Source organism: Bradyrhizobium sp. PUT101, from assembly GCF_052043945.1.
In the GTDB taxonomy this organism is placed as follows: domain Bacteria; phylum Pseudomonadota; class Alphaproteobacteria; order Rhizobiales; family Xanthobacteraceae; genus Bradyrhizobium.
The window spans coordinates 211,487-233,166 of the sequence record NZ_CP197207.1; the positions used below are offsets into that span (position 1 = coordinate 211,487).

23 protein-coding genes are annotated in these 21,680 nt (G+C 64.6%); 9 read left to right on the forward strand and 14 right to left on the reverse strand.

The window, feature by feature from the left end; translation table 11 throughout:
• Positions 1–7: 7 nt before the first annotated feature.
• The 4 genes from ppx to ACSHT2_RS00960 all read right to left on the reverse strand — a co-directional run bounded on the left by ppx (position 8) and on the right by ACSHT2_RS00960 (position 5,183).
• Complete coding sequence (ppx, locus tag ACSHT2_RS00945) at positions 8–1,510, reverse strand: exopolyphosphatase (protein WP_440639983.1); 1,503 nt, start codon at positions 1,508–1,510, stop codon at positions 8–10.
• A 15-nt stretch (positions 1,511–1,525) separates the two neighbouring features.
• Entirely contained in the window at positions 1,526–3,715 is a 2,190-nt protein-coding gene (locus ACSHT2_RS00950) for an RNA degradosome polyphosphate kinase (protein ID WP_440643018.1), read from the reverse strand.
• Between the two features lie 154 nt (positions 3,716–3,869).
• Positions 3,870–4,547, reverse strand: a complete 678-nt coding sequence (locus ACSHT2_RS00955; protein WP_440639984.1) for a chromosomal replication initiator DnaA — start codon at positions 4,545–4,547, stop codon at positions 3,870–3,872.
• A gap of 93 nt (positions 4,548–4,640) precedes the next feature.
• Positions 4,641–5,183 (reverse strand): CDP-alcohol phosphatidyltransferase family protein, encoded by a 543-nt coding sequence (locus tag ACSHT2_RS00960; RefSeq protein ID WP_279666055.1) that lies wholly within the window; start codon positions 5,181–5,183, stop codon positions 4,641–4,643.
• Between the two features lie 156 nt (positions 5,184–5,339).
• Here ACSHT2_RS00960 and purM point away from each other — a divergent pair, with 156 nt between their 5' ends.
• Positions 5,340–6,413, forward strand: a complete 1,074-nt coding sequence (gene purM / locus ACSHT2_RS00965) for a phosphoribosylformylglycinamidine cyclo-ligase (protein ID WP_440639985.1) — start codon at positions 5,340–5,342, stop codon at positions 6,411–6,413.
• Positions 6,413–7,066, forward strand: coding sequence for a phosphoribosylglycinamide formyltransferase (gene purN, locus ACSHT2_RS00970; RefSeq protein ID WP_440639986.1), 654 nt, complete (start codon positions 6,413–6,415; stop codon positions 7,064–7,066). The genes purM and purN overlap by 1 nt, the downstream gene beginning before the upstream one ends.
• A 10-nt stretch (positions 7,067–7,076) precedes the next feature.
• Here the strand turns inward: purN and ACSHT2_RS00975 are convergent, their stop codons facing one another.
• The 4 genes from ACSHT2_RS00975 to ACSHT2_RS00990 all read right to left on the reverse strand — a co-directional run bounded on the left by ACSHT2_RS00975 (position 7,077) and on the right by ACSHT2_RS00990 (position 8,362).
• Entirely contained in the window at positions 7,077–7,283 is a 207-nt protein-coding gene (locus tag ACSHT2_RS00975) for a DUF6678 family protein (RefSeq protein WP_440639987.1), read from the reverse strand.
• Between the two features lie 11 nt (positions 7,284–7,294).
• Positions 7,295–7,711: a type II toxin-antitoxin system VapC family toxin gene (locus tag ACSHT2_RS00980; RefSeq protein ID WP_440639988.1), complete on the reverse strand. Its 417-nt coding sequence runs from the start codon at positions 7,709–7,711 to the stop codon at positions 7,295–7,297.
• A complete protein-coding gene (locus ACSHT2_RS00985) occupies positions 7,708–8,010 on the reverse strand; it encodes a hypothetical protein (RefSeq protein WP_155251979.1) in 303 nt (100 codons plus the stop codon). Before ACSHT2_RS00985 ends, ACSHT2_RS00980 begins: the two co-directional genes overlap by 4 nt.
• 145 nt (positions 8,011–8,155) lie before the next feature.
• Positions 8,156–8,362 (reverse strand): cold-shock protein, encoded by a 207-nt coding sequence (locus ACSHT2_RS00990; RefSeq protein ID WP_027576280.1) that lies wholly within the window; start codon positions 8,360–8,362, stop codon positions 8,156–8,158.
• A gap of 380 nt (positions 8,363–8,742) precedes the next feature.
• On the opposite strand from ACSHT2_RS00990, the gene ACSHT2_RS00995 reads away from it, so the two are divergent.
• Positions 8,743–9,990 (forward strand): autotransporter outer membrane beta-barrel domain-containing protein, encoded by a 1,248-nt coding sequence (locus ACSHT2_RS00995; protein WP_440639989.1) that lies wholly within the window; start codon positions 8,743–8,745, stop codon positions 9,988–9,990.
• Between the two features lie 18 nt (positions 9,991–10,008).
• On the opposite strand, the gene ACSHT2_RS01000 is transcribed toward ACSHT2_RS00995, so the two are convergent.
• Positions 10,009–11,049, reverse strand: a complete 1,041-nt coding sequence (locus ACSHT2_RS01000) for a LysR family transcriptional regulator (RefSeq protein WP_440639990.1) — start codon at positions 11,047–11,049, stop codon at positions 10,009–10,011.
• A 71-nt stretch (positions 11,050–11,120) separates the two neighbouring features.
• Between ACSHT2_RS01000 and ACSHT2_RS01005 the strand changes: the two genes are divergently transcribed.
• From ACSHT2_RS01005 to ACSHT2_RS01025, 5 genes are all read left to right on the forward strand, one after another.
• Complete coding sequence (locus tag ACSHT2_RS01005) at positions 11,121–11,738, forward strand: hypothetical protein (protein WP_440639991.1); 618 nt, start codon at positions 11,121–11,123, stop codon at positions 11,736–11,738.
• On the forward strand, positions 11,725–12,345 hold the full coding sequence (locus tag ACSHT2_RS01010) for a GNAT family N-acetyltransferase (RefSeq protein ID WP_319329384.1): 621 nt from the start codon (positions 11,725–11,727) through the stop codon (positions 12,343–12,345). Before ACSHT2_RS01005 ends, ACSHT2_RS01010 begins: the two co-directional genes overlap by 14 nt.
• Before the next feature lie 25 nt (positions 12,346–12,370).
• Positions 12,371–12,934, forward strand: a complete 564-nt coding sequence (locus ACSHT2_RS01015; RefSeq protein WP_440639992.1) for an isochorismatase family protein — start codon at positions 12,371–12,373, stop codon at positions 12,932–12,934.
• Positions 12,935–12,964: 30 nt separating this feature from the next.
• A complete protein-coding gene (locus tag ACSHT2_RS01020) occupies positions 12,965–13,135 on the forward strand; it encodes a hypothetical protein (RefSeq protein ID WP_319329389.1) in 171 nt (56 codons plus the stop codon).
• 198 nt (positions 13,136–13,333) lie between these two features.
• Positions 13,334–14,716, forward strand: coding sequence for an aspartate aminotransferase family protein (locus tag ACSHT2_RS01025; protein ID WP_440639993.1), 1,383 nt, complete (start codon positions 13,334–13,336; stop codon positions 14,714–14,716).
• A 232-nt stretch (positions 14,717–14,948) separates the two neighbouring features.
• Here ACSHT2_RS01025 and rnd read toward each other — a convergent pair whose 3' ends face one another.
• Together rnd and ACSHT2_RS01035 are read right to left on the reverse strand one after the other, a co-directional pair.
• The gene (rnd, locus tag ACSHT2_RS01030) at positions 14,949–16,097 is read right to left on the reverse strand and encodes a ribonuclease D (RefSeq protein ID WP_440639994.1); all 1,149 of its coding nucleotides are present in this window, start codon (positions 16,095–16,097) and stop codon (positions 14,949–14,951) included.
• A gap of 353 nt (positions 16,098–16,450) precedes the next feature.
• On the reverse strand, positions 16,451–17,350 hold the full coding sequence (locus ACSHT2_RS01035) for a LysR family transcriptional regulator (RefSeq protein WP_440639995.1): 900 nt from the start codon (positions 17,348–17,350) through the stop codon (positions 16,451–16,453).
• Positions 17,351–17,453: 103 nt separating this feature from the next.
• Here ACSHT2_RS01035 and ACSHT2_RS01040 point away from each other — a divergent pair, with 103 nt between their 5' ends.
• Positions 17,454–18,443: a zinc-dependent alcohol dehydrogenase family protein gene (locus tag ACSHT2_RS01040; RefSeq protein ID WP_440639996.1), complete on the forward strand. Its 990-nt coding sequence runs from the start codon at positions 17,454–17,456 to the stop codon at positions 18,441–18,443.
• 77 nt (positions 18,444–18,520) lie between these two features.
• Here ACSHT2_RS01040 and ACSHT2_RS01045 read toward each other — a convergent pair whose 3' ends face one another.
• From ACSHT2_RS01045 to ACSHT2_RS01055, 3 genes are read right to left on the reverse strand one after another with little or no spacing between them, the layout of a single operon-like run.
• The gene (locus tag ACSHT2_RS01045; RefSeq protein ID WP_440639997.1) at positions 18,521–19,852 is read right to left on the reverse strand and encodes an ABC transporter substrate-binding protein; all 1,332 of its coding nucleotides are present in this window, start codon (positions 19,850–19,852) and stop codon (positions 18,521–18,523) included.
• 11 nt (positions 19,853–19,863) lie between these two features.
• Positions 19,864–20,733, reverse strand: coding sequence for a carbohydrate ABC transporter permease (locus tag ACSHT2_RS01050; RefSeq protein WP_440639998.1), 870 nt, complete (start codon positions 20,731–20,733; stop codon positions 19,864–19,866).
• Positions 20,730–21,680, reverse strand: a complete 951-nt coding sequence (locus ACSHT2_RS01055) for a carbohydrate ABC transporter permease (RefSeq protein WP_440639999.1) — start codon at positions 21,678–21,680, stop codon at positions 20,730–20,732. Before ACSHT2_RS01055 ends, ACSHT2_RS01050 begins: the two co-directional genes overlap by 4 nt.

Below are 21,680 nucleotides of genomic sequence, written 5' to 3' on the forward strand. Positions count from 1 at the left end.
CTGTTTGTCAGCGCCTTACGATCGAGCCGGCGCGGCCAATCAGGCGGGCGAGCTGACGGAAGCGGCTGCCGACTCGGTCGGCGACGAGGTCGCCGAGCCGGTGCTCGAACACCAGCATCAATTTGCGGCCCACGCTGCGGAAATGCGTGGCGGGCAGGACGCCCGGACGCGCCGCCGAGATCAGATGCGCGACGCGGAATGCAGCGCCCAGCAGGCGCGCGCGTTCGAGCTGGGCCGGCGTCAGCAGCTCCTGCATGTTGGTCGGCGGCTGGTTTTCCTCGCTCAGGCCGGCATAGCGATAGAACACGGACAGGCCGACGAAGGCGCGCTCGGTGTGGGTGATCGCGCCGAAATTGCCGTTGACGACGAGGCTGAGCGTCTGCTCGCCGCGATGGTCGGGATGCACGCGCCAGCCGATGTCGGACAGCAGGCACGCGGTATGGCGCAGGCGGCGGTCCTCTTCGGTCTCGCGCAGCTTCACGACGCGCACGAGGCGGTCGGTCCAGGCGATCAGCTCGCGGGCGTGTTTCGCCGAGCGTGACAGCAACTGATTCAGCTCCTCGGCCGCGCAGATCAGCCCGTCCTCGTTGCGTGCGGCCTCCGGCAGCTTCTCGTGCAGGAGGCCCTCGCGCACACCGAAGGTCGAGAACACGATGTTCTTCGGCTTTGCAACGCGGATGACGTGCTCGAGCACCAGCGCCGCATAGGTGAGGAGCGGGCGCCGCGCATCGGCGACGATCTCGATGTCGGCGAGCATGTCGGCGGCAGCGAGGCGCCGGAGACGGCGGGAGAAGTCGAGCGCCTCGGCGGCCGAAATCGAATAGCCGTGCATCACCTGGAGCGGATAGCCGCTCTGGATGATGTGGATGCGCGCGAGCGCGCGCCAGGTGCCGCCGACGGCATAAAAGGTGCGGCCGCGGCCCGCGGTGAGCTGCGGCACCTCGTCGAGTTCTTCGCGCACGATGCGATCGGCGCGCTTGAGCGATTTGTGGGCGAGGTCCTGGAGCGCGAGGCCGCCGAGCGGCAGCGTCACGCCGCTGCGCACGGTGTTCTTGCGCACATCGATCAGCTCGAGCGAGCCGCCGCCGAGGTCACCGACGATGCCGTCGGGCAGATGGATGCCGGAGATCACGCCGAGCGCCGACAGCCGTGCCTCGCGCGGACCCGACAGGATCTCGATCTTCACCGCGCAGATGCGCTCGGCCTTGGCGATGAAGTCGGGGCCGTTGGAGGCGTCGCGGCAGGCCGCGGTCGCAATCGCGAACACGCGTCCGACCTGCATCACGCGGCACAATGCGCGGAAGCGCTTGAGCGAGGTCAGCGCCTTGTCGACGGCGTCGGGCGCGAGCAGACCCGTGCTCTGCACCTCGCGCCCGAGGCCGCACAGCGTCTTCTCGTTGAAGATCGGGATGAGGCTCCGCGTCAATCCCTCGTAGACGACGAGACGGACCGAGTTGGAGCCGATGTCGATAACCGCGACGCTAGAGCCGCGCTTGCGCGGCCGCTTCACGTCGCAAATCCCCGATCAGGATTGATGGCGTTCGTTCCGGCGCGTGAGACGACGCGGCGAGGATTCCTTGAGCGACTTTCCACGGCCAGACAGACTCGGATTTGTCATGAAGTAGTTGTGGACGTTGAAAGGCTCCTCGCCCTTCGCGGTCTTCATACGCGTTGACGACCCATCCGGCAACAATTGCCAGCTCTGCTCATTGTCCTTCAGGTTCGCGACCATGATCTGTTCGAGAACCTGCTGATGCACCGTGGGATTTTGCAGCGGGCACAGCACTTCGACGCGGCGGTCGAGGTTGCGCGGCATCATGTCGGCCGACGAGATATACACAGCCGCTTTCGCGCTCGGCAGCCCCTGGCCCATGCCGAAGCAGTAGATTCGGCCGTGTTCGAGGAAGCGCCCGATGATCGACTTGACCCGGATGTTCTCCGACAGGCCGGGGATGCCGGGCCTGAGGCAACAGATGCCGCGCACCACGAGCTCGACCTGGACCCCGGCCTGGGAGGCCTCGTAGAGCGCGTCGATGATGTCGGGGTCGACCAGCGCGTTCATCTTCATCCAGACCGCGCCGGTCCGGCCGTGCCGCGCATGCGCGGTCTCGCCTTGAATGTGCTCGATGATACGCTTGCGCAGCGTCAGCGGCGACACCGCCATCTTCTCGAGGTCGCTGGGCGCGGCATAGCCGGTGATGAAATTGAACACGCGCGCGGCATCGCGGCCGATGGTCGGATCGGAGGTGAAATAGGAGAGATCGGTGTAGATGCGCGCGGTGACCGGGTGATAGTTGCCGGTGCCGGTATGGATGTAAGTCCTGAGGCTGCCGCCCTCGCGGCGCACGACCATCGAGAGTTTTGCGTGCGTCTTCAATTCGAGGAAGCCGTAGACCACCTGCACGCCGGCGCGTTCGAGATCGCGCGCCCAGCGAATGTTGGCTTCTTCGTCGAAGCGCGCCTTCAGCTCGATCAACGCCGTGACGGATTTGCCCGCTTCCGCCGCTTCCGCGAGCGCGCGCACGATCGGCGAGTTGTTGGAGGTGCGGTAGAGCGTCTGCTTGATCGCGACGACATCAGGGTCGCGCGCGGCCTGCTGGAGGAACTGCACCACCACGTCGAAGGATTCATAAGGGTGATGGACGATGAGGTCTTTCTGCCGGATCGCGGCGAAGATGTCGCCCGCATGCTCGCGCACGCGCTCGGGGTGGCGCGGCACGTAAGGGGTGAATTCGAGGTCAGGCCGGTCGAGGCGCGTGAGCTGCGAGAGTTCATTCATGGCGAGCACGCCGTCGACCAGGAACACCTCGTCGTCGGCCGCCGACAGCGCATGCTGCACGAAACTGCGCAGCTCCTCCGGCATCTTGGCGTCGATCTCGAGCCGGATCACGGATCCGCGCCGGCGGCGCTTCAGCGCGGTCTCGAACAGGCGGACGAGGTCCTCCGCCTCTTCCTCGATTTCGAGTTCGGAGTCGCGGATGATCCGGAAAGCGCCCTGGCCGTGCAGATTGTAGCCGGGGAACAGGCGGTTGATGAACAGGGCGGTTGCCTGCTCCAGCGAGATCAGGCGCACCGTGCCTTCGGCCGGCAGGCGGATGAAACGGTCGATCTTGCCCGGCATGCGGATCAGCGCGTTCATCTGCTTGCCGTCGGCGGCGCGCGTGAGCTGGAGCGCCATGGTGAAGCCGAGGCTCGGAATGAACGGGAAGGGGTGGGCCGGATCGATCGCGAGCGGGGTCAGCAGCGGAAAGACGTTGTTGAGAAAGTAGTCCTCGATCCAGGTCCGTTCCGCCTTGGTGACTTCCTTGCCGTCGATCAGCACGATGCCGACTTCGGCCAGTGCGCCGCGCAGGTCGCGCCAGATCGCCTGCTGGTCGGAGGCAAGTTGAGAGACCGTGCGGTTGATCAGTGCGAGCTGCTCCGACGGCGTCAGGCCATCGGGGCTGCGCTCGGCAATGCCCTCGCGCACCTGGGCCTTGATGCCTGCGACGCGGACCATGAAGAACTCGTCGAGGTTATTCGCCGAAATCGACAGGAATCGCACCCGCTCCAGCACGGGGTGGCTGGGATTGACCGCTTCCTCCAGAACGCGGCGGTTGAAATGCAGCCAGGACAGCTCGCGGTTGATGAACCGTTCGGGGCTGGACGCGATCGCCGGTAGCCCCTCGGCCACCGGTGGTTGTTCTTTGGTTTCAATGGCTTGCGCAGAGTCCATCAGAAGTCGGTCCATCCTGTCTCGCCTCACTTTGCGACTTATGCGCAAAACCCCGGGGAGCATGTGTTACACCGATGACGTTTCGATGACATTGATGTTCCGCTGTTTCGCCGCGTCAAGCGGGCCTCAGGTGGCTCTGGCAGCCCCGGGCCGATCAGGCGTCCCGGAGCAGCTCGGCGGCAAGCGCCCGGGTGACGGGGCGGCCGAGCCGCAGGGCTTCGCTGTCGAGCAGCTCCACGGCCTGCCGGGCGGCGGCCGAGGAGCGCTCCAGGCGGGTGGCGAGGTAGCCGACCACGCTCTCGTCCACGGTGAGCTGGCGGTCGGCGCAGAATTTGACGATCAGGCCGCGGAAGAGCTGGTCGTCGGGGGGCAGCAGCGCGACCACCGGAACAGCCCGCAGGCGCGAGCGCAGGTCGCGAAGCTCGATCTCCAGCGAGGCCGGCGTCTCGCGTCCGGTGAGGAGGACGTAGGCGCCGTCCTCGCGGGCGAGGTTCATCAGGTGAAAGAGGGCGCGCTCGTCAAAATCGCCGGCCTTGAGATCTTCGACCACCAGCGCGCCGGTGGCGAGCGCGCCCGGAACGCCTGCCGCGGTCAGTGAATTGGCCGTGGTCGAGCGGGCGCCGGCTTCCTCGGCCCAGATCGCGGCGAGATGGCTCTTGCCGCTTCCTTCCGGGCCGGCCAGCCACATGATCCGGTTCGGCCATTCCGGCCAGCTGTCGATCAGGCCGAGACCGGCCGCATTGGCGGGGCCTTCGAGGAAGTTGTCCCTGCTGAGGCTCTCCGCATGCGGCAGCGAGAACGCCAATTGTCGGGGATGGACGCGGCCTGCCACGCTTGCTTTGCTCCATGCCGGCGCGCCGGCCCGTTTGAAGAGGTTCGACTTGATCGTGCGGGACTTGGCCTTTTGCGGGGCCGCATCCCCGGCTCATTTGGCCTCGATCGTGCTCATGTGCCGCAGCCACTCGACGAGATAGAGCGACACGGAGGAGAGCGTGAAGACCGTGACGAGGCCCATCAGGATGATATCATAAGGTGCCGGCTTGAAGCCGAAGGCAAGCGCCGCCAGCACCAGCGCCGCGAACGCCACCTGTGCCACGGTGTTGAGCTTGGACACCTTCGACGGCTTCATCTCGACGGGCCGGTCGAACAGCCAGGATACCATCACCGCGGCGACGATCATGATGTCGCGCGAGACCACCAGGATCACGATCCAGCGCGGGATCGCACCCCAGATGCCGAGTGCCATGTAGATCGAGACCAGCAGCGCCTTGTCCGCGAGCGGATCGAGCAGGGCGCCGAGCTCGCTCGTCATGTTGAAGCGCTTGGCCAAGAAGCCGTCCACGGCATCGCTGATGCCGGCAATCAGGAAGACGGCGAATGCCACCTCCATTTGGCTCGACACGATGGCCCAGACGATGATCGGGACCAGCATGATGCGGCCCAGGGTAATGATGTTCGGAATACTCACGAAAGCGCTTCCCGGCACCCGGCCTGACCTCGAATCCGACCCCCTCGGGAGGCTGAACCGGTTGATATCTACATAGTATAGGGCGGGGCGCCATGCGAGCCATTGCGTGTCCCCGGAATTCGACGTAACCAGCCGCAAACCCACTGGAAATCGGGCATGACCGACCGCAAAAACGGCCTCACCTACGCCGATTCAGGCGTCGATATCGACGCGGGCAACCGCCTCGTCGACCTGATCAAGCCGATGGTGCGCGCCACCGCACGGCCGGGCGCCGACGCCGAGATCGGCGGCTTCGGCGGCCTGTTCGACCTCAAGGCGGCCGGTTTCAAGGACCCGGTCCTCGTGGCCGCGACCGACGGTGTCGGCACCAAGGTCAAGATCGCGATCGAGACCGGGCTGCATGGCGGCATCGGCATCGACCTCGTTGCCATGAGCGTCAACGACCTCGTGGTGCAGGGCGCCGAGCCGCTGTTTTTCCTGGACTATTTCGCCTGCGGCAAGCTCGATCCCGAGGCCGCCGCCGCGATCGTCGCAGGCGTTGCGGAGGGATGCCGCGAATCCGGCTGCGCCCTGATCGGCGGCGAGACCGCCGAGATGCCCGGCCTCTACAAGGACGGCGATTATGACCTGGGCGGCTTTGCCGTCGGCGCCGCCGAGCGCGGTACGCTGTTGCCGCGCAAGGACATCGCGGCGGGCGACGCCGTGATCGGGCTCGCCTCGTCGGGGGTGCATTCCAACGGCTTCTCGCTGGTGCGCAAGATCGTGGAACAGTCCGGCCTCGGCTTCGGGGCGCAGGCGCCGTTCGCGCCCGTGATGACGCTCGGCGGCGCGCTGCTGACGCCGACGCGGCTCTACGTCAAATCCTGCCTGCGCGCGATCCGCGAGACCGGCGCGGTGAAGGGGCTTGCCCATATCACCGGCGGCGGCTTCACCGACAACATCCCGCGCGTGCTTCCCAAGCATCTGGGCGTCGGCATTGACCTCGCACGCCTGCCGGTCCTGCCGGTATTCAAATGGCTGGCCGCGCAGGCCGGCATCGCCGAGCTGGAAATGCTGCGCACCTTCAATTGCGGCATCGGCATGATCGCGATCGTCGAGCCCGACAAGGTCGACAAGGTCGTCGAAGTCTTCACCGATGCCGGCGAGACCGTGGCGCAGCTCGGCACCGTCATCCCTGCCGAGGGCGAGCACCGCGTCGTCTATAACGGCCACCTCGATCTGGCGCTGTGATGAAGCGCCGTGTTGCCATCCTGATCTCCGGGCGCGGCTCCAACATGGCCGCGCTGATCAGGGCCGCCGCCGCTCCGGATTTCCCGGCGGAGATATCGCTCGTCATCTCGAACAAGCCCGATGCGCCCGGACTCGAACGGGCCAGGGCGAGCGGCGTGAAGACCGAGGTGATCGAGAGCAAGCCGTTCGGCAAGGACCGCGCCGGTTTCGAGAAGGTGCTGCAAGCAGCGCTCGACCGGCACGGCATCGAGCTGATCTGTCTCGGTGGCTTCATGCGCCTGTTCACGGCGGAATTCACCACGGCCTGGTACGGGCGGATGCTCAACATCCATCCCTCGCTGCTGCCGTCCTTCCCCGGCCTCGATCCGCACGGCCAGGCCCTGCGCGCCGGCGTCAAGCTGTCGGGCGCCACGGTGCATTTCGTCATCCCCGAGACCGACGCCGGCCCGATCGTGATGCAGGGCGCGGTGCCCGTCAGCGACCACGACACGGGGGATACGCTGTCGGAGCGCATCCTCGAAGTCGAGCATCGTATCTATCCCGAGGCGCTGCGGCTGCTCGCGACCGGCAAGGTCCGGATCGAAGGTGATGTCTGCAGGACGGACGGAAGCGCGGCGTCGGAGAATTTTCTGGTGTCGCCGGTGGTGAGCTGAGCCGGGCACCTCAGGCTTGCTCGACGTAACCTGCTACCTCGCCATTGCGCAAATATCCGTAGACGCGGAATGCCGCGGTCGTTTCCTCTCCGGCAAGTCGGATGCGTTTCAAGATTGTGCGAGGTCGATAGCGCGGGGCAAGATCGAGCACTGCCTCCCGCAGTTCGCGCCACTTGGTGTCATTGGCGACAGAGAAATATTCCGACCGTTTAATCATCCGTCTATCGCTCACGGCGTGGCAAACGGATCGAGCAGAGCTACTCCGGTCGATTCAATATCGGCGATGTTGCGCGTCACCAGTGTCAAGCCGTGGACCTTCGCTGTGGCGGCGAGCAGACTATCGACGAGCGGCAGCGGATTGGGAATTCCAAGAAGGGCCCAAGTCTCGGCAACGGTCTCATCGATGGGAAGAACCCGTTCGGCGAGTCGTGTCCTCATCTGTGAAAACCATCGGTCGAGAGATTTCGCCTGGAGCGGATCGCTTCGCCTTTTCAGTTCAATGCCTCGGCGAATTTCGGCCAGGACCAAAACGCTGGTTCCGATATCCGCGGCCGGAGTCTGATTGACCCAACGAATGACGTTTGGGTCGGCACGCTCGCGCTTTCGTATTTCGGAAATGACGTTGGTATCGACCAGAAATTTCACAAGTCGACCTCTCGCCAGCCGTCACGCCGCGGCTGATCGAACACTCCGTCGAAGGCTTCATCGGGAAGCTCGGAGCCAAAGACGTCAAAGGCTGTCTTGACGTCGGGATCGAGGAGGGCGCTGGCGAGCGTCGATCGAAGTGCAGCGGCTCTGTCCGGTTTGTCGCGCAGAGTTTCCGCCAGGGCGCGGATGAGGCTCGCGTCCTTCTTGGCGGCTTGGACTTCAACTCGTACCAGACCGCGCGCCGCGGCGCGGCGTCGATGGGTGCGGGTGGCCTTTCGCTGGGATTTCGTTGCCACGGCTCGCCTGTGAAGATATTTCCGGAAATATAACCGGGAATGCGGGTAAAGTCCATCCGCAAGAAATTGGGGGTTCCCAAACAAAATCCCCCGGCCGGAGCCGGGGGCAACGTCATGATCTCTCGCTTGTCAGACGCGAGAGAAATCAGGAGACCTTGAGGTTCTCCGCGGATGATTTGCCGCGGTTCTCCACGAGGTCGAATTCAACCACCTGGTTTTCGTTGAGGGTGGAGAGTCCGGCACGCTCGACGGCGGAGATATGGACGAACACGTCCTTGTCGCTGCCGTTCGGCTTGATGAACCCATAGCCCTTGGTCGGGTTGAACCATTTGACGGTGCCCTTTTGCGGCATCGCTAGTCTCCTCCACTAGATAAAAAAAGACGCGGCCGCTTTTCACGTGCCACGCCACAAACGGGCTTCCGGAAGTCTGTTCGAGTCTTGAGTCTCAATGTCGCGAAACGCACAGCAGAGCGGCCAATTCCGATTGTGTCCGATATTGCAACATGAAAATCGCGCGTTAGCAAGCAGAGCGCGAATTTCAAGGCCGGGGCGGGTACCATCGTCTGCTATTTGCGACCTGTGGCCGCGGAACCACAATGGAGGGCAATAGCCTCGGCGGCTGCGGGCCAACCGGTTGACCCTCCGTTGCAGTTCGGCACAAATCGTCACACGGCGCGAGCCGCTCGTGTTGCATTTTTGCGGGCCGCCCTTTGCTTCGGGATTTAGTCGTCATGCGCTGCACCTCGCAGCCGTCCGGGACACGGCAGACGATCGGGCTGGACCGCGTCCGCCGGATCGCGGCAGCGGTCGGCAATACCTTTGCAGCCAGGCCCTTTGCAGCCATGGCCTTTGCAGCCAAGACCTTTGCAGCCAAGACCTTTGCAGCCAAGACCTTGGCAGGTACGGCGCTTGCACTGGTCGTAACAATGTCGGCCGCGACGTCCGTCCTCGCGCAAAGTCCGACACCCACTCCGACCCCGACGCCCACACCGTCGCCGACGCCGATCCCGCTGCCGACGGCGATCAATTACGATCAGTCGGCCGGCAACAGCATGCTCAATTTCGGCTCGGGATTTCTGGAGCGGCTGGGCAACCAGGCCGCCAATGGTTTCAACCGATCGTTCCGGACCAATCCCGGAGGCAGCGGTGCCTCCGCGAGCACGAAAGATCCGCGCTACCGTACCTGGTTCGAGGGCTACGGCATCTCGGTCCGGACCGACGCGCAGGGCGACTTCGTCGGCGACAAGCGCAGGACGTTTGGCGGCGTCGCCGGCTTCGGCGCGCGGCTCGCGCCCGGTGTCAATATCGGCTTCTCCATCGACCAGAGCCACACCGACATCGACGTGCCGCTCGCGCTGCAGTCCGCAACACTCGATCTCACTCAGCTCGGCTTCAACGGCTCGGTGGACAAGGGCCCTTGGACCTGGGCCTTTGCGGTGGTGCACGGCTTCGGCAAGGTCCATTCCAGCCGCGACACCGGTCTTGGCCTTGCCACCGCCGGCTATCGCGGCGCGGTCGACGGTGCGCTGACCGAGATCAGCTATTACTGGACCAAGGACCAGATGCGCATCGTGCCCAAGGGCGCGCTGGAATATGTGCGCGCCTCCAGCGCCGCGTTCCAGGAGGCCGGCGGGCTCGACCCGCTCAACGTCGGCTCGACGGCGCTCTCCCGCGCACGCGTGATGATCGGCGCCGAGATCGGCCGCTACTTCATCTTCGATCAGAAGATTCTGGATCTCTCCGCCTACGGCAAGTTCGTCGACAATGTCCACCAGGACCTGGGATCCATTCAGGTCAGCCTGGGCACCCAGAGCATCGTGGTGCCCGGCATCGGCGAGAGCCGTTACGGCGCGGATGCCGGTGCCTCGGCTTCGCTCAGCCTGACCAACGTGGCACGGCTTTACGTCAATTACGACGGCAAGTTCCGCAACGAGCTCACATTGCACCAGGGTACGGTCGGCTTCGAATACAAATGGTGAGCGGAAGCTCATCCGCGTTCACGTCGGCGTTGCCGCGACATAGCCCGCCAATCCAAACCCCTCGCGCGCGGCCGTCATCATCGGCACCAGCGCATTCGGATGGATGAACTCGTCGCGGAAGCAGGGATAGGTCCTGGCATCGAAGATCTTCTTCAGCCAGTCGACCACGACCTTGTGCCGCTCGGAGGTGCGAAACTCCCTGTGATAGGTGAGCCAGAGATCGGCGTGGTGGCTGACGCCGAGATCGACCGCAACGAGCGGCGCACCGAGCGCGATCGACACCGTCGGCAGGAAGCCGATGCCGGCGCCGCGTTCGACGGCATAGAGCACGCCGACCGACGAGTTGGTCTTGATGCCGACGATGCCCTCGAGCGAGTCCAGTCCGAGCACGCGGGCATAGGCGCCGTCGTCGACCTGCGGCGCGCTCTGCTTGATGATGCGGTGGTTCTTCAATTCGGCGAGCGTTGCCGGTACGCCGTAGAGGTTCTCGTACTCCTTGGAGACGAAGGGATAGATGTGCAGACGACCGAGCTTGGTGACGATCAGATCGGGATTGGTCGGCGGCTCGAGCTGGATCGCGATATCGGATTCGAGCCGCGCGACGTCGGCCTGCTCCATCGCGCAACGCAGCTCGACGGTGATCTTGCGGTAGGTCTTCTGGAAGTCGATCAGTCGCGGCAGGATCCAGAAATTGCCGGGGCCTTCCGTCACCGCGACGCGCACGGTGCCCGAGGTGTCGTTCGACGACCGCGAGGCGCGACGGAAGACGTTGAAGGCATGACGCTCCATATGTGCAACGTCGGCGATCATTGCGGTGCCTTCATCGCTGAGCGTGAGCCCGCTCTGGTCGCGCAGGAACAGCTTGCATCCGATGCTCTCTTCGAGCCGGTCGACGCGACGCATCAAGGTCGTGGAGGTGAGCCCGAGCTCTTCGGCGGCATTGCGAAAACTTTTATATTTTGCGCACGCTAAAAACAGCTTCAAATCGTCCCAGGACGCATCCAGGGCTTCTTCACGGTGCTGCATCATCGCAGCACCCCGGTGCAATAACTGCTGCATACTCCTGATCCCCAGCCGCTAAGCTCATCGTCATAGCGGGGCACGAAAGCCTCGAACGATAGAGGCGTGATATGAGTATGGAAAGGGGCTCGTTTGCCGCAAGGCATGAATTCGATGCCTTGCCGCTGAGCCCGGATGTCGACGTCCGTTGCGCGCAATTCTCCGAAATTGCGGCGCTTTCGGATATGGCGCACCGGCTCGTGCCGGGCGTGCAGATCGGCGCAGCGGAGCTTGCGAGGTACTTCACGTTCGACCCTCAGAGTATCCTGACGTTCAGCCGCAAAGGCAACCTCGTCGGCGGCATGGCCTTCCTGTTTCTCAATGATCGCGGACACGATGCGCTGCTGCTCGACGAGATCTGTCTCACCGCGCCCGAGACGCGCTATCTCGCGCCGGCGGACGAAGACGTCGCAGCCATCTACATCTGGGCGATCGCGGCGACGGGCCGCGGCATCGCCGGTCTCGGCAAGGCCGCGGCTCATCTCCGGCAGATAAGGTTTCGCGGCGCGGATTGCTATGCGCAGCCGTCAACGGTGGCCGGACGCGACATCATGAAGTCGACGGGCTTTGTGCCTGTCCCGAGCTTCCAACCCGACCTTTGGTGCTACGAGCGTCCCTGGCATCGGCAGCCGGTGGGCATGCCAGGCGCGATCATCCAATCAAGGAGCTTTGCAGATGCACGGTACTAGGATTCCTCTCGCCAAGCCCTGTTCCCGCGCCATCACCATCCGCCTCGCGCGCGATCCGAACGATCTCATGCTGGTAACAGCCATCCGCTCGGCGGTCTATCTCGCCGAGCAGGATTGTCCGTTCGAGGAGGAGTTCGACGGCAACGACATGGTCGCCGCGCATTTCATCGGCTTCGTCGGCAATGAGCCTGCGGGCTGCCTGCGGGTGCGCTTCTTCGGCGATTTCGCCAAGGTGGAGCGGCTTGCGGTGCGTCACCAATATCGGCGCTCGCGTGTCTCGTTCAAGCTGGTCCAGGCCAGCGTCGATTATGTGAAGCGCAAGGGTTTTCGCAAGATCTACGGCCAGGCGCAGGACCGGTTGGTCGATTTCTGGGCCCATTTCGGCGCCAAGCCGCTCGGTCACAACCGCAAGATCACGTTCTCGGATTTCTCCTACACAGAAATGCTGCTGGAGATCGAGCCGGGCCCGGACGCCATCACGCTGGACAGCGATCCCTATGTGATCATCCGTCCCGAGGGCGATTGGGACCGGCCGGGGGTGCTCGATTCCTCGGCGGGGCGGGCAGTGACCTCACCGCTGCGGGATCTCGCACTCGCCGACCGCTGAAACTGTTGCAGCTGCGCGCAAGGAAATGCTGGCTTCCATGCACGATGATCCGCCGATCCTGGTCTGTGCGGATCTTCAGGTCGAATACCTGACCCCCGGCCGCCGCCACGTCGTCCTCGACGGCGATGCGGCGACGGCGCGTTGCCTGGAACTCCTTACGCTGTGGCGCAGCAATCTGTGGCCGGTCATGCATCTGAAGCGCATCGCGCAGGCGGCCTGGTTCAATCCGGCATCCGGGCTGACCGATTGGATCGCGGAAACCAGGCCGCGGCCGGGGGAGATGACGTTCGAGCACCCGCTGCCGTCCGCCTACAGCTCGTCGCGGTTCGTAGACTACATGTCCAGTATCCGCACCACGCGCTGCATTCTGACCGGCTTTTCCCTGGACGAAACCATCCTGGCCACCGCCGTCGACGGGTTTCATCGCAGCCATCGCTACCAGGTGGTCGCTGACGCCGTGGCTTGCCGGCAGCCGGGTACGGACGATGCCGCCGCCTACAGACATGCGGTAGTGAATGTCATCGGAAGTTTTGCTATAATTCAATCCAGCGCCGAACTGATCAGAACCAGCGGCGCCGTTGCGGTGTAGGCGGCCGCAACCGGCGGATGGGGTGAGAGATTGTCACGGGGAGACGAGCTCAAGGAGCTGGCGCGCGATCTGTCGCGTGCCGCCGAGAGGGCGCGCAGACTTGGTCTGCCCACGACGCTCTACTTGCTCTCGATGGCGCTGGTGGAGGTGAGGGAAGCCGGTGCCGCCGCCGACGATGGTGGCGACGACGGCGCGGCGTGAGGGCTGCCCAGCGCGGTTCTGTCATGTGCGGTTCTGTCACATGCGGCTTTGATATGCGGCTTTGTGCATCGCTGCTGAGCGTTCGCTGCCGACGAATTGGCGTTGCATGTTTTGCGCTGTCGCAATAGCCAAGGGACTTGCCATCGAGTGATGATGCCGGCTGCGCCGGCGACGTGACGCTTTCAAGGATCTTCGCAAATGTCCATGCTGCCCAATTCGCAAGAGGCCCGGGATGTGGCCTATCAGCTCCATCCCTACACCAACGCGCGCACGCATCAGCAGGCCGGTCCCCTGGTGATCGAGCGCGGCGAGGGGCCTTATGTCTTTGACGCGACGGGCAAGCGCTATTTCGAAGCGATGGCCGGCCTATGGAGCGTCGGGCTCGGCTTCAACGAGAAGCGGCTGGTCGAGGCGGCGCACAAGCAGATGCAGGCGCTGCCGTTCTACCACACGTTCTCCGCCAAATCGCATGGGCCCTCGATCGACCTCGCCGAGAAGCTGGTCGCGCTCGCGCCGGTGCCGATGAGCAAGGTGTTCTTCACCAATTCCGGCTCGGAGGCGAACGACACGGTCTTGAAGCTGATCGCCTATCGCTCCAACGCGCTCGGCCAGCCCCAGCGCAAGAAGGTGATCAGCCGCCTGCGCGCCTATCACGGCGTCACCATCGCCTCCGCGAGCCTCACAGGCCTTCCGAACAACCACCGCTCATTCGACCTGCCGCTGCCGAATATCCTGCACACGGGCTCGCCGCATTTCTACAAGGACGGCGCCCCCGGCGAGAGCGAGGAAGCCTTCGCGACGCGCCGCGCCGAGGAGCTCGATGCGCTGATCCAGAAGGAGGGGCCTGATACGATCGCCGCCTTTTTCGGTGAGCCGGTGATGGGAGCAGGCGGTGTCATTGTGCCGCCGGCGACCTATTGGGACAAGATCCAGAAGGTCCTGAAGAAGTACGACATCCTGCTGGTCGCCGACGAGGTGATCTGCGGCTTCGGGCGCACCGGCAAGATGTTCGGCTGCGAGACCTATGGCATCAAGCCCGACGCGATCGTGGTCTCCAAGCAGATTACCTCGAGCTATTTCCCGCTGTCGGCGATCATCCTGAACGATCGCATGTTCGAGCCGATCGCGGACGAGAGCAACAAGATCGGCGTGCTCGGCCACGGTTTCACCGCGGGCGGCCATCCCGTCGGCTCGGCGATTGCGCTGGAGAACCTCAAGATCATCGAGGAGCGCGGCCTGGTCGCGCATGCCGCCGAGCTGGGCGGCTACATGCAGGGCAGGCTGCGCGAGCTCGCCAGCCATCCGCTGGTCGGGGAGGTCCGCGGCGTCGGCATGATCGCAGCCCTCGAGCTCGTGCTCGACAAGGGCCGCAAGACCGCCGCGGCGACGCCGGGCGCGGTCGGTGGCATCGCCAGCCGCATGCTCCAGGAGCGCGGCGTGATCTCGCGCAACATGCTGGATGCCATCGCCATCTGCCCGCCGCTGATCGTCAACAAGGCGCAGATCGACGATCTCGTCGCCGCGATCTCGGGCGTGTTGAACGACATGAAGGGCGAAGTGGCGAAGCTGACGCCGGCGTAGTTGCGCGGCTTATCTCTATCGCCGTCACCCTGAGGTGGCCGCTTCTTCAGCGGCCCTCGAAGGGCGACGGCCCGGCTCTCTCGGAGCGGCGGCAGCGGGGCCGCTCATCCTTCGAGGCTCCGCGCGCGGTGCTTTGCACCGCACGCCTCGCACCTCCAGCGACAACGGCTTCGCCGTTGCGCGGGGATGACGGGATGACCCTTATTCCGCGTTGGCAGTTGGCGGCTAAGCCCTACGCCCGCTGCACCCCGATCACGCGGCCCTTCTCGATGGCCAGTGCGAGCTCGCCGCGCTTCAGTTTCAGCGCGGCATCGCCGAACAGCTCGCGGCGCCAGCCGCGCAAGGCCGGTACATCCGCCTCGTCGTCCGCCGCGATCTCTTCGAGATCGTCGACGGTCGCGATGACCTTGCTTGCGACGGCGTGACGCTCGGCGGTCATCCGCAGCAGCACCTTCAGCAGCTCGACGATGGCCGCGCCGTTGGAGTTGTTGCGCGGTTTCTCCAGCTTGGGCAGCTGCGAGAAATCCCGCGCCAGTCCGCGCTCGACAGCGGCGATGATGTCCGCGCCCCATTTGGATTTCTCGAACCCCTTCGGCACCGAGCGCAGATGCGCGAGCTTTTCGAGCGTGGTTGGCGCGTGGGTCGCGATGTCGGTGATCGCCTCGTCGCGCAGCACGCGGCCGCGCGGTACGTCGCGGCTCTGCGCCTCCTGCTCGCGCCAGGCCGCGACCTCCATCAGCACCGCGAGGTCCTTGGGCTTGCGCACCCGCGTCTTCAGCCGCTCCCAGGCGCGCTCCGGGTGGAAGTCGTAGGTCCTCGGCGAGGTCAGAACTTCCATCTCGATGGAGACCCATTCGCTGCGGCGGCGCTTCTTCAGGTCGGCGTCGAGCGCTGCGAACACGTCGCGCAGATGGGTGACGTCGGACACCGCGTAATGCATCTGCTCCTTGGTCAGCGGCCGGCGCGACCAGTCGGTGAAGCGGTGGGTCTTGTCCGGGCGGTGGCCGGCGACCTTCTCGACCAGCGCGTCATAGGCGATGCTGTCGCCGTAGCCGAGTACCATCGCGGCAACCTGGGTGTCGAACACCGGATGCGGGATGATATTGGCCTGGTGCCAGATGATCTCGATGTCCTGGCGGGCGGCGTGAAACACCTTCAGCACGCCCTCGTTGGCCATCAGCTCGAAGAACGGCTTGAGGTCGATGCCCTCGGCCAGGGTGTCGATGACAATGGCTTCCTCGGCGCTGGCCATCTGCACCACGCACAGCAGCGGGTAATAGGTGGTTTCGCGCAGAAACTCGGTATCGACGGTGATGACGGGGTGCTTGGCCAGCCGGCTGCAGGCAGCCGCGAGGTCAGCGGTGGTGGTAATCAAATCCATGAACGGCCCATGACACTTGGTATCAGCCGTTCTGCCGAAAGCGCTGTGATGTCAAGGGGCTCTAAGCGAATTCGAGCCTTGCATCGGGCCGGAATCGGGACTTTCCGACCAAAATCCTATTCGTAGCGAACCCGCTGCGAGGGTTTTCGTGCGCAGGGCAACGCCACCACGATCACGCACATGGCGACCAGCGCCAGCCCCAGGAACTCGATAACCAACAGATCCACGGCAAAACCCCTCAGAAACATTGCTAGACTTGTCTGGGGTGCGTTGAGGGTCTGTTAATTCTCGTGGTTACCGGCCGCGTGGGCAGCCGGATGGTGGACGGGGAGTTAATGGCGGCAAGGCCACCGTTACGTCATCAGCTTCGGCAGGGTGGCGGCCAGGCTGTCCACGGCGCTGCGGACCTTGGGTGGCAGCCGGGGCGAACGGGGCCACAGCGCGTGGCAGTCGTAGAGGAATTCGGGCTGTCCGCCGAAAAGGCGGACCAGCGCACCGGTGTCGAGGCGTTCGCGAACCAGCCAGTAGGGCAGCCAGGCGAGTCCCATGCCTTGCGCGGCGGCATCAGCGATCGCCTCCAGATCGTCGAGCCTCAGCCTGCCTGCGGGCATGATCTCGCGCGGAGACTCGCCTTGCTGCGGGAACAGCCACGGCCTGACGCGCCCTGAGCGGCGATAGATGATCGCCTGATGTGCAGCGAGATCGTCGAGCGATTTTGGCTTGGTGTTGGTCCGCAAATACGAGCGCGCGCCGCACACCACCATGCGCTGGCTTGCGATGCGTCGCGCGATCAGACCGGACTGGTCGTCGAGATCGCCGGTCCGGATCGCAAGATCATAGCCGGCCTCGATGATGTCAGCGATCGGATCGCCGAAGGAGAGGTCGAGCTCGAGATGCGGATACTTCCGCGCGAGCTTCATCAGCAAGGGAGCGATGCAGTGCCGCCCCAGCAGGGCCGGCATGGTCACGCGCAGCCTGCCGCGCGGCTCGGAGAACTCGTCGGTGACGACGGCGTCGGCGGCTTGCGCCTCGGCGAGTACCGCGCGGCAGCGCTCGTAATAGGCCTGGCCGGCCTCGGTCAGGCTCTGGCGCCGCGTGGTGCGGTTGAGCAGGCGGACGCCGAGGCGCTCTTCGAGGAAGCGCACATGCTTGCCGACCATCGGCCCAGACATCTCCAGCGCGTCCGCCGCGGCTGCGAACGAGCCGAGATCGACAGCCCTGACGAAGACGGCCATGCTGGTCAAGCGGTCCATGATTGAAAACTCCTGGTTTCGGCTGTTCGCTTGGTCAGGCGATTTATCCGCTTCCGCCGGATCGGCATAGCTCCATTCAGTTCAACTGTTTTGGAGTGTATCCATGGCCCGCGCCGTTCGCTTTCATCAACATGGTGGTCCCGAAGTGCTGCGCATCGAGACCGTCGATGTTCCGCCGCCGGCAGTGGGCGAGGTGCAGATCCGGGTCAGGGCACTCGGTCTCAACCGTGCCGAGGCCTTGTTGCGGAAGGGGACCTATATCGAGACCGCGACATTTCCGTCGGGGCTGGGTCTGGAGGCGGCAGGCGTCGTCGAAGCGGTCGGGGATGATGTGACCAGCTTCGTGCCAGGCGATGCCGTGAGCATCGTCCCGCCGCTGTCGATGGTGCGATGGCCGGCCTATGCCGAGCTAGCGACGTTTCCGGTCGAACTCGTCGTGAAGCATCCGCCGGAGCTTGGCTTCGAGGCAGCAGCTGCGGTCTGGATGCAGTATCTGACGGTCTATGGCGCGCTGGTCGACATTGCCGGACTTGGGCCAGGGGACGTCGTTGTCATCACGGCGGCATCGAGCAGCGTCGGGCTCGCGGCGATCCAGATTGCGAACCGGATCGGCGCTGTCCCGGTCGCCCTGACGCGGACCTCGATCAAGCGGCGTCCCTTGCTCGATGCCGGCGCCGCTCACGTTGTCGCCTCGGAGGAGGAGCCCATCGCAGTGCGACTGCTGGAGATCGCCGGTTCAAAGGGCGTCCGTGTGATATTTGACGCCGTCGGTGGTCCCGCATTCGAGCCGTTGACCGCGGCGATGTCGCCGGGCGGAATCCTGATCGAATATGGCGGCTTGAGCTCCGAACCGACGCCGTTCCCGCTCTTCAACGTGCTCGGCAAGAGCCTGACACTGCGCGGCTATCTCGTGCACGAGATCACCCGCGATCCCGTGCGTCTTGCGAAGGCAAAGGCGTTCATTCTCGACGGGCTGTCGGACCGAACGTTGATGCCGATCATTGCCAGGACGTTCCGGTTCGAGGAGATCGTCGAGGCGCACCGCTTTCTGGAGTCCAATACGCAGTTCGGCAAGATCGTGGTGACGATCTGAGATCGCCTCGCCCAGCGACGGCTTCGGCGCTCCACACTGTGGAGCGCCGAGGTCGTATGCGCGTGCTGTCGGCGGCTTTACGGCAGCTTCAGCGAGGTCTCTGCGTTGTACGGCTTCAGCGTCTCGTCGGCGGCCTTCTGGGCGGCGGCGAGGGCTTCCTTCGGCTGCTTCTTGCCGTTCAGGACCAGCATGACCTCGTCCTCGAGGTTCTTGCGGACCGGGACGGTCTTGTAGGTCGCAAACCACGGCTTGGCGACGTCGAGCTGCTCGACGGCGGTCTTGGCGTCCGGGTTCTTGTTGAGGAATTCGACCATGTCGGGCGTCTTGTACGCGGCCATGTTGGGCGCGAAATAGCCGGTGGCGCGGCTCCACCAGGCGCTCTTCTCGGGCGAGGTCATCCACTTGATCAGCGTCCAGGCGGCCTTCTGCCTGCCGGCCTCGAGCCCTGCCGGCATGATCAGCGAGGCGCCGCCGATCGGCACGGCGTTGCGGACGTTGCGCGGGATGAAGGCGACCTTGTAGGCGAACTTGGCGTTGTCGCGCACGTAAGTAAGCGAGCCCGTCGACAGCATCATCATCGCGGCATTGCCGGAGATGAAGGAGGTGCTCACGGCCGGACCGGGCGTGGCGCCGGGCGCATGCACCTTGTGCTTATGGATGAGGTCATTCCACCAGGTGAGCGCGCCGAGCATCGAGGGCGTGTCGTAATAGACCTCGCCGCCGAACTCCTCGTTGTAGTAGCGCCCGCCATTGCTCATGGTGAGCGTTTCCATCATCCAGCCGCAGTAGTCATAGGCGCAGGGGATCGCGATGCCCCATTGGGTCACCTTGTCGCCGTCGCGCTTGGTCAGCTTCTTGGCCCAGTCGGTGAGCTCGACCCAGGTCTGCGGCGGCTTGTTCGGATCGAGGCCGGCTTCCTTGGCCTTGTCGGCGTTGATGTAGAGCAGCGGCGTCGAATTGTGGAAGGGCACGCCGTAGACCGAGCGGTTGATCACCGCATTGCCCTGCAGCGCCGGGAAGAACTGGCCCAGAAACTTCTCCTTGGTGGTGCCGTCGGCGGCGATCAGGCTGTCGAGATTGGTGAGCTCGTTCTCGATCTGCATGTCGAGCAGGAAGTTGGCCGACATGATCACGGCGGCCGGCGGCTTGCCGGCCTTGATCGCGGCGCGCGTCTTGATCAGCGTATCGTCATAGGAGCCGGTGTAGACCGCGGTCGCCTTGACGTCGGGATGGGTCTCGTTGAACTCCTTGATCAGGGTACCCATGTCGCGTGCGAGCTTGCCGTCGACCGGAACCGGGAAGAACAGGTCGATCTCGGTGGGACCTTCGGCCAGCGCCGGAAAGGCGAGGGCGCCAGCCATAGTGCCGGCCATGGCAAGGCCGAGCATGAGCCTGCGGGAGAATAGCATCGGAAAATCTCCTATTTGATGCCTGAGGTGACGAAAGAGCTGATGAAGCGTTTCTGAAAGATCAGGAAGGTGACGAGCAGCGGCGCGATCACCATCAGCGTGCCCGCAGCGATGGTGCCCCAGGCTTGCGTGCCTTCGGCGGTCTTGGTGAACACCGAGAGACCGACCGTGAGTGGTCGCTTGTCGGGCGAATTGATCACCATCAGCGGCCACAGGAAGTCGTTCCAGTGGCTGGTCACGGAGATGATGGCGAACGCCGAGAAGCTCGGCATCGACAGCGGCACGTAGATGTGGCGGATGCGCTGGAACAGGCTGGCACCGTCGATCAGGGCTGCGTCTTCCAGCTCGGTCGGGATCGCCTCGAACGCCTGGCGCATCAGGAAGGTGCCGAAGGCCGAGGCGAAGAACGGCATCATCACGCCGGCGAGCGTGTCATAGAGGCCGAGCTGCGCCACGAGCTTCAGGTTCGGCACGATCAGCAGCACCGGCACCAGCATCAGCTGCATCAGGAACAGGTAGAAGATCAGCGTCTTGCCGGCGAAGTTCAGGCGCGCAAAGGCAAAGCCCGCCAGCGTGATGGTGACGAACTGCACCAGCAGGATGCCGGCGCAGATGATCGTGGTGTTGAGCGTGTAGCGCGGGAAATCGCCGATCTCCCAGGCGTCCCTGACATTGTCGAGCGTCGGCTTCAGACTCGGCATCAGCTCGGCCATGGCGTTGATGCCGTCCGAGGCCGGGCGCAGCGTCGCCACGCCCATCCACAGGAACGGGATCAGCCAGACGATCGCAAGCAGCACGGTCAGCGCGAAGCCGAGCTTCGGCGTGATCTCGTTGCGGGTGGCGAGCGGGGCGTCCCTGAACAGGCGGTCGAACAGCTTCATGACCCGCCCTCGCGGTTCGCCATGGTACGGAAGGAGAGCACGGTGAGGCCCATCAGCGCGGCGAGCGTCAGCAGCGTCGCCGCCGAGGCCTTGCCGATGTCGTAGTGCTCCACCGCCTGCTGGTAGATGTAGAACAGCACGAGATTGGTCGAATTGGACGGCCCGCCCTGGGTCATGACGAAGACGTGGTCGACCTGCGTCACCGCATTGAGGATTGCGATGACGGTGACGAACAGGAAGGTGGGCTTGAGCTCCGGCAGGATGATGTGGCGCAGGCGCTGATATGGGCCGGCGCCGTCGAGATGCGCGGCTTCCATCACGTCCTCGGGTACGGCCTGGAGGCCGGCGAGGAAGAACAGCATGTAATAGCCGGCGTTCTTCCAGATCGTGATGATCATGATCGCATAGAGCGCGATGTCGGGGTCGCCGAGCCAGTTCGGCAGCACCGGAAGCAGCCGGCCGATGTAGTAGTCGAGCAGGCCGACATTGGGCAGGAAGATGAACAGGAACAGCGCGGACGCCGCGACCATCGGGATCAACACCGGCAGGAACAGCGCGGCGCGCAGCGCGCTGTTCACGGCATGGGTGCGCGCAAGAGCCAGCGCGAACAACAGCGCGAGGGCGATGCTCGGCACCGCCGTGCCCACGGCGTAGATCAGGTTGTTGACGACGGCGCCGGTAAAGGCAGGATCGGCCAGCACCGCCGCGATATTGTCGAGACCGACGAAGCGCAGCGGCGCCTTCGGTGTGGCGCGCTGATAGAGCGCGTCGACGAGCACGCGGCCCATCGCGCCATAGGTGAACAGCGCGAGGAAGACCAGCGAGGGCAGCAGCAGCAGATAGGCCGGCAGCGAGGCTTTGACGCGGGCAGTGAGGCGCTTCAGCACGTCGAGGCGCGGCGCCGCCGAGGTCGCGACCGGGAGAGCCGCGGGTTCGGCGAGGCTCAT

What these genes read in the sequence shown, in the direction of transcription:
- ACSHT2_RS00975 (WP_440639987.1), bottom strand. Translation starts at nt 7,283, where the DNA reads ATGATTAAACGGTCGGAATATTTCTCTGTCGCCAATGACACCAAGTGG.
- ACSHT2_RS01035 (WP_440639995.1), bottom strand. Translation starts at nt 17,350, where the DNA reads ATGGACCGCTTGACCAGCATGGCCGTCTTCGTCAGGGCTGTCGATCTC.
- ACSHT2_RS01025 (WP_440639993.1), top strand. Translation starts at nt 13,334, where the DNA reads ATGTCCATGCTGCCCAATTCGCAAGAGGCCCGGGATGTGGCCTATCAG.
- purM (WP_440639985.1), top strand. Translation starts at nt 5,340, where the DNA reads ATGACCGACCGCAAAAACGGCCTCACCTACGCCGATTCAGGCGTCGAT.
- ACSHT2_RS01045 (WP_440639997.1), bottom strand. Translation starts at nt 19,852, where the DNA reads ATGCTATTCTCCCGCAGGCTCATGCTCGGCCTTGCCATGGCCGGCACT.
- ACSHT2_RS01055 (WP_440639999.1), bottom strand. Translation starts at nt 21,680, where the DNA reads ATGAGCCTCGCCGAACCCGCGGCTCTCCCGGTCGCGACCTCGGCGGCG.
- ACSHT2_RS01005 (WP_440639991.1), top strand. Translation starts at nt 11,121, where the DNA reads ATGAGTATGGAAAGGGGCTCGTTTGCCGCAAGGCATGAATTCGATGCC.
- rnd (WP_440639994.1), bottom strand. Translation starts at nt 16,097, where the DNA reads ATGGATTTGATTACCACCACCGCTGACCTCGCGGCTGCCTGCAGCCGG.
- ACSHT2_RS01015 (WP_440639992.1), top strand. Translation starts at nt 12,371, where the DNA reads ATGCTGGCTTCCATGCACGATGATCCGCCGATCCTGGTCTGTGCGGAT.
- ACSHT2_RS00995 (WP_440639989.1), top strand. Translation starts at nt 8,743, where the DNA reads ATGCGCTGCACCTCGCAGCCGTCCGGGACACGGCAGACGATCGGGCTG.
- ACSHT2_RS01010 (WP_319329384.1), top strand. Translation starts at nt 11,725, where the DNA reads ATGCACGGTACTAGGATTCCTCTCGCCAAGCCCTGTTCCCGCGCCATC.
- ACSHT2_RS00950 (WP_440643018.1), bottom strand. Translation starts at nt 3,715, where the DNA reads ATGGACTCTGCGCAAGCCATTGAAACCAAAGAACAACCACCGGTGGCC.
- ACSHT2_RS01000 (WP_440639990.1), bottom strand. Translation starts at nt 11,049, where the DNA reads ATGCAGCAGTTATTGCACCGGGGTGCTGCGATGATGCAGCACCGTGAA.
- ACSHT2_RS01050 (WP_440639998.1), bottom strand. Translation starts at nt 20,733, where the DNA reads ATGAAGCTGTTCGACCGCCTGTTCAGGGACGCCCCGCTCGCCACCCGC.
- purN (WP_440639986.1), top strand. Translation starts at nt 6,413, where the DNA reads ATGAAGCGCCGTGTTGCCATCCTGATCTCCGGGCGCGGCTCCAACATG.
- ACSHT2_RS01040 (WP_440639996.1), top strand. Translation starts at nt 17,454, where the DNA reads ATGGCCCGCGCCGTTCGCTTTCATCAACATGGTGGTCCCGAAGTGCTG.
- ACSHT2_RS00990 (WP_027576280.1), bottom strand. Translation starts at nt 8,362, where the DNA reads ATGCCGCAAAAGGGCACCGTCAAATGGTTCAACCCGACCAAGGGCTAT.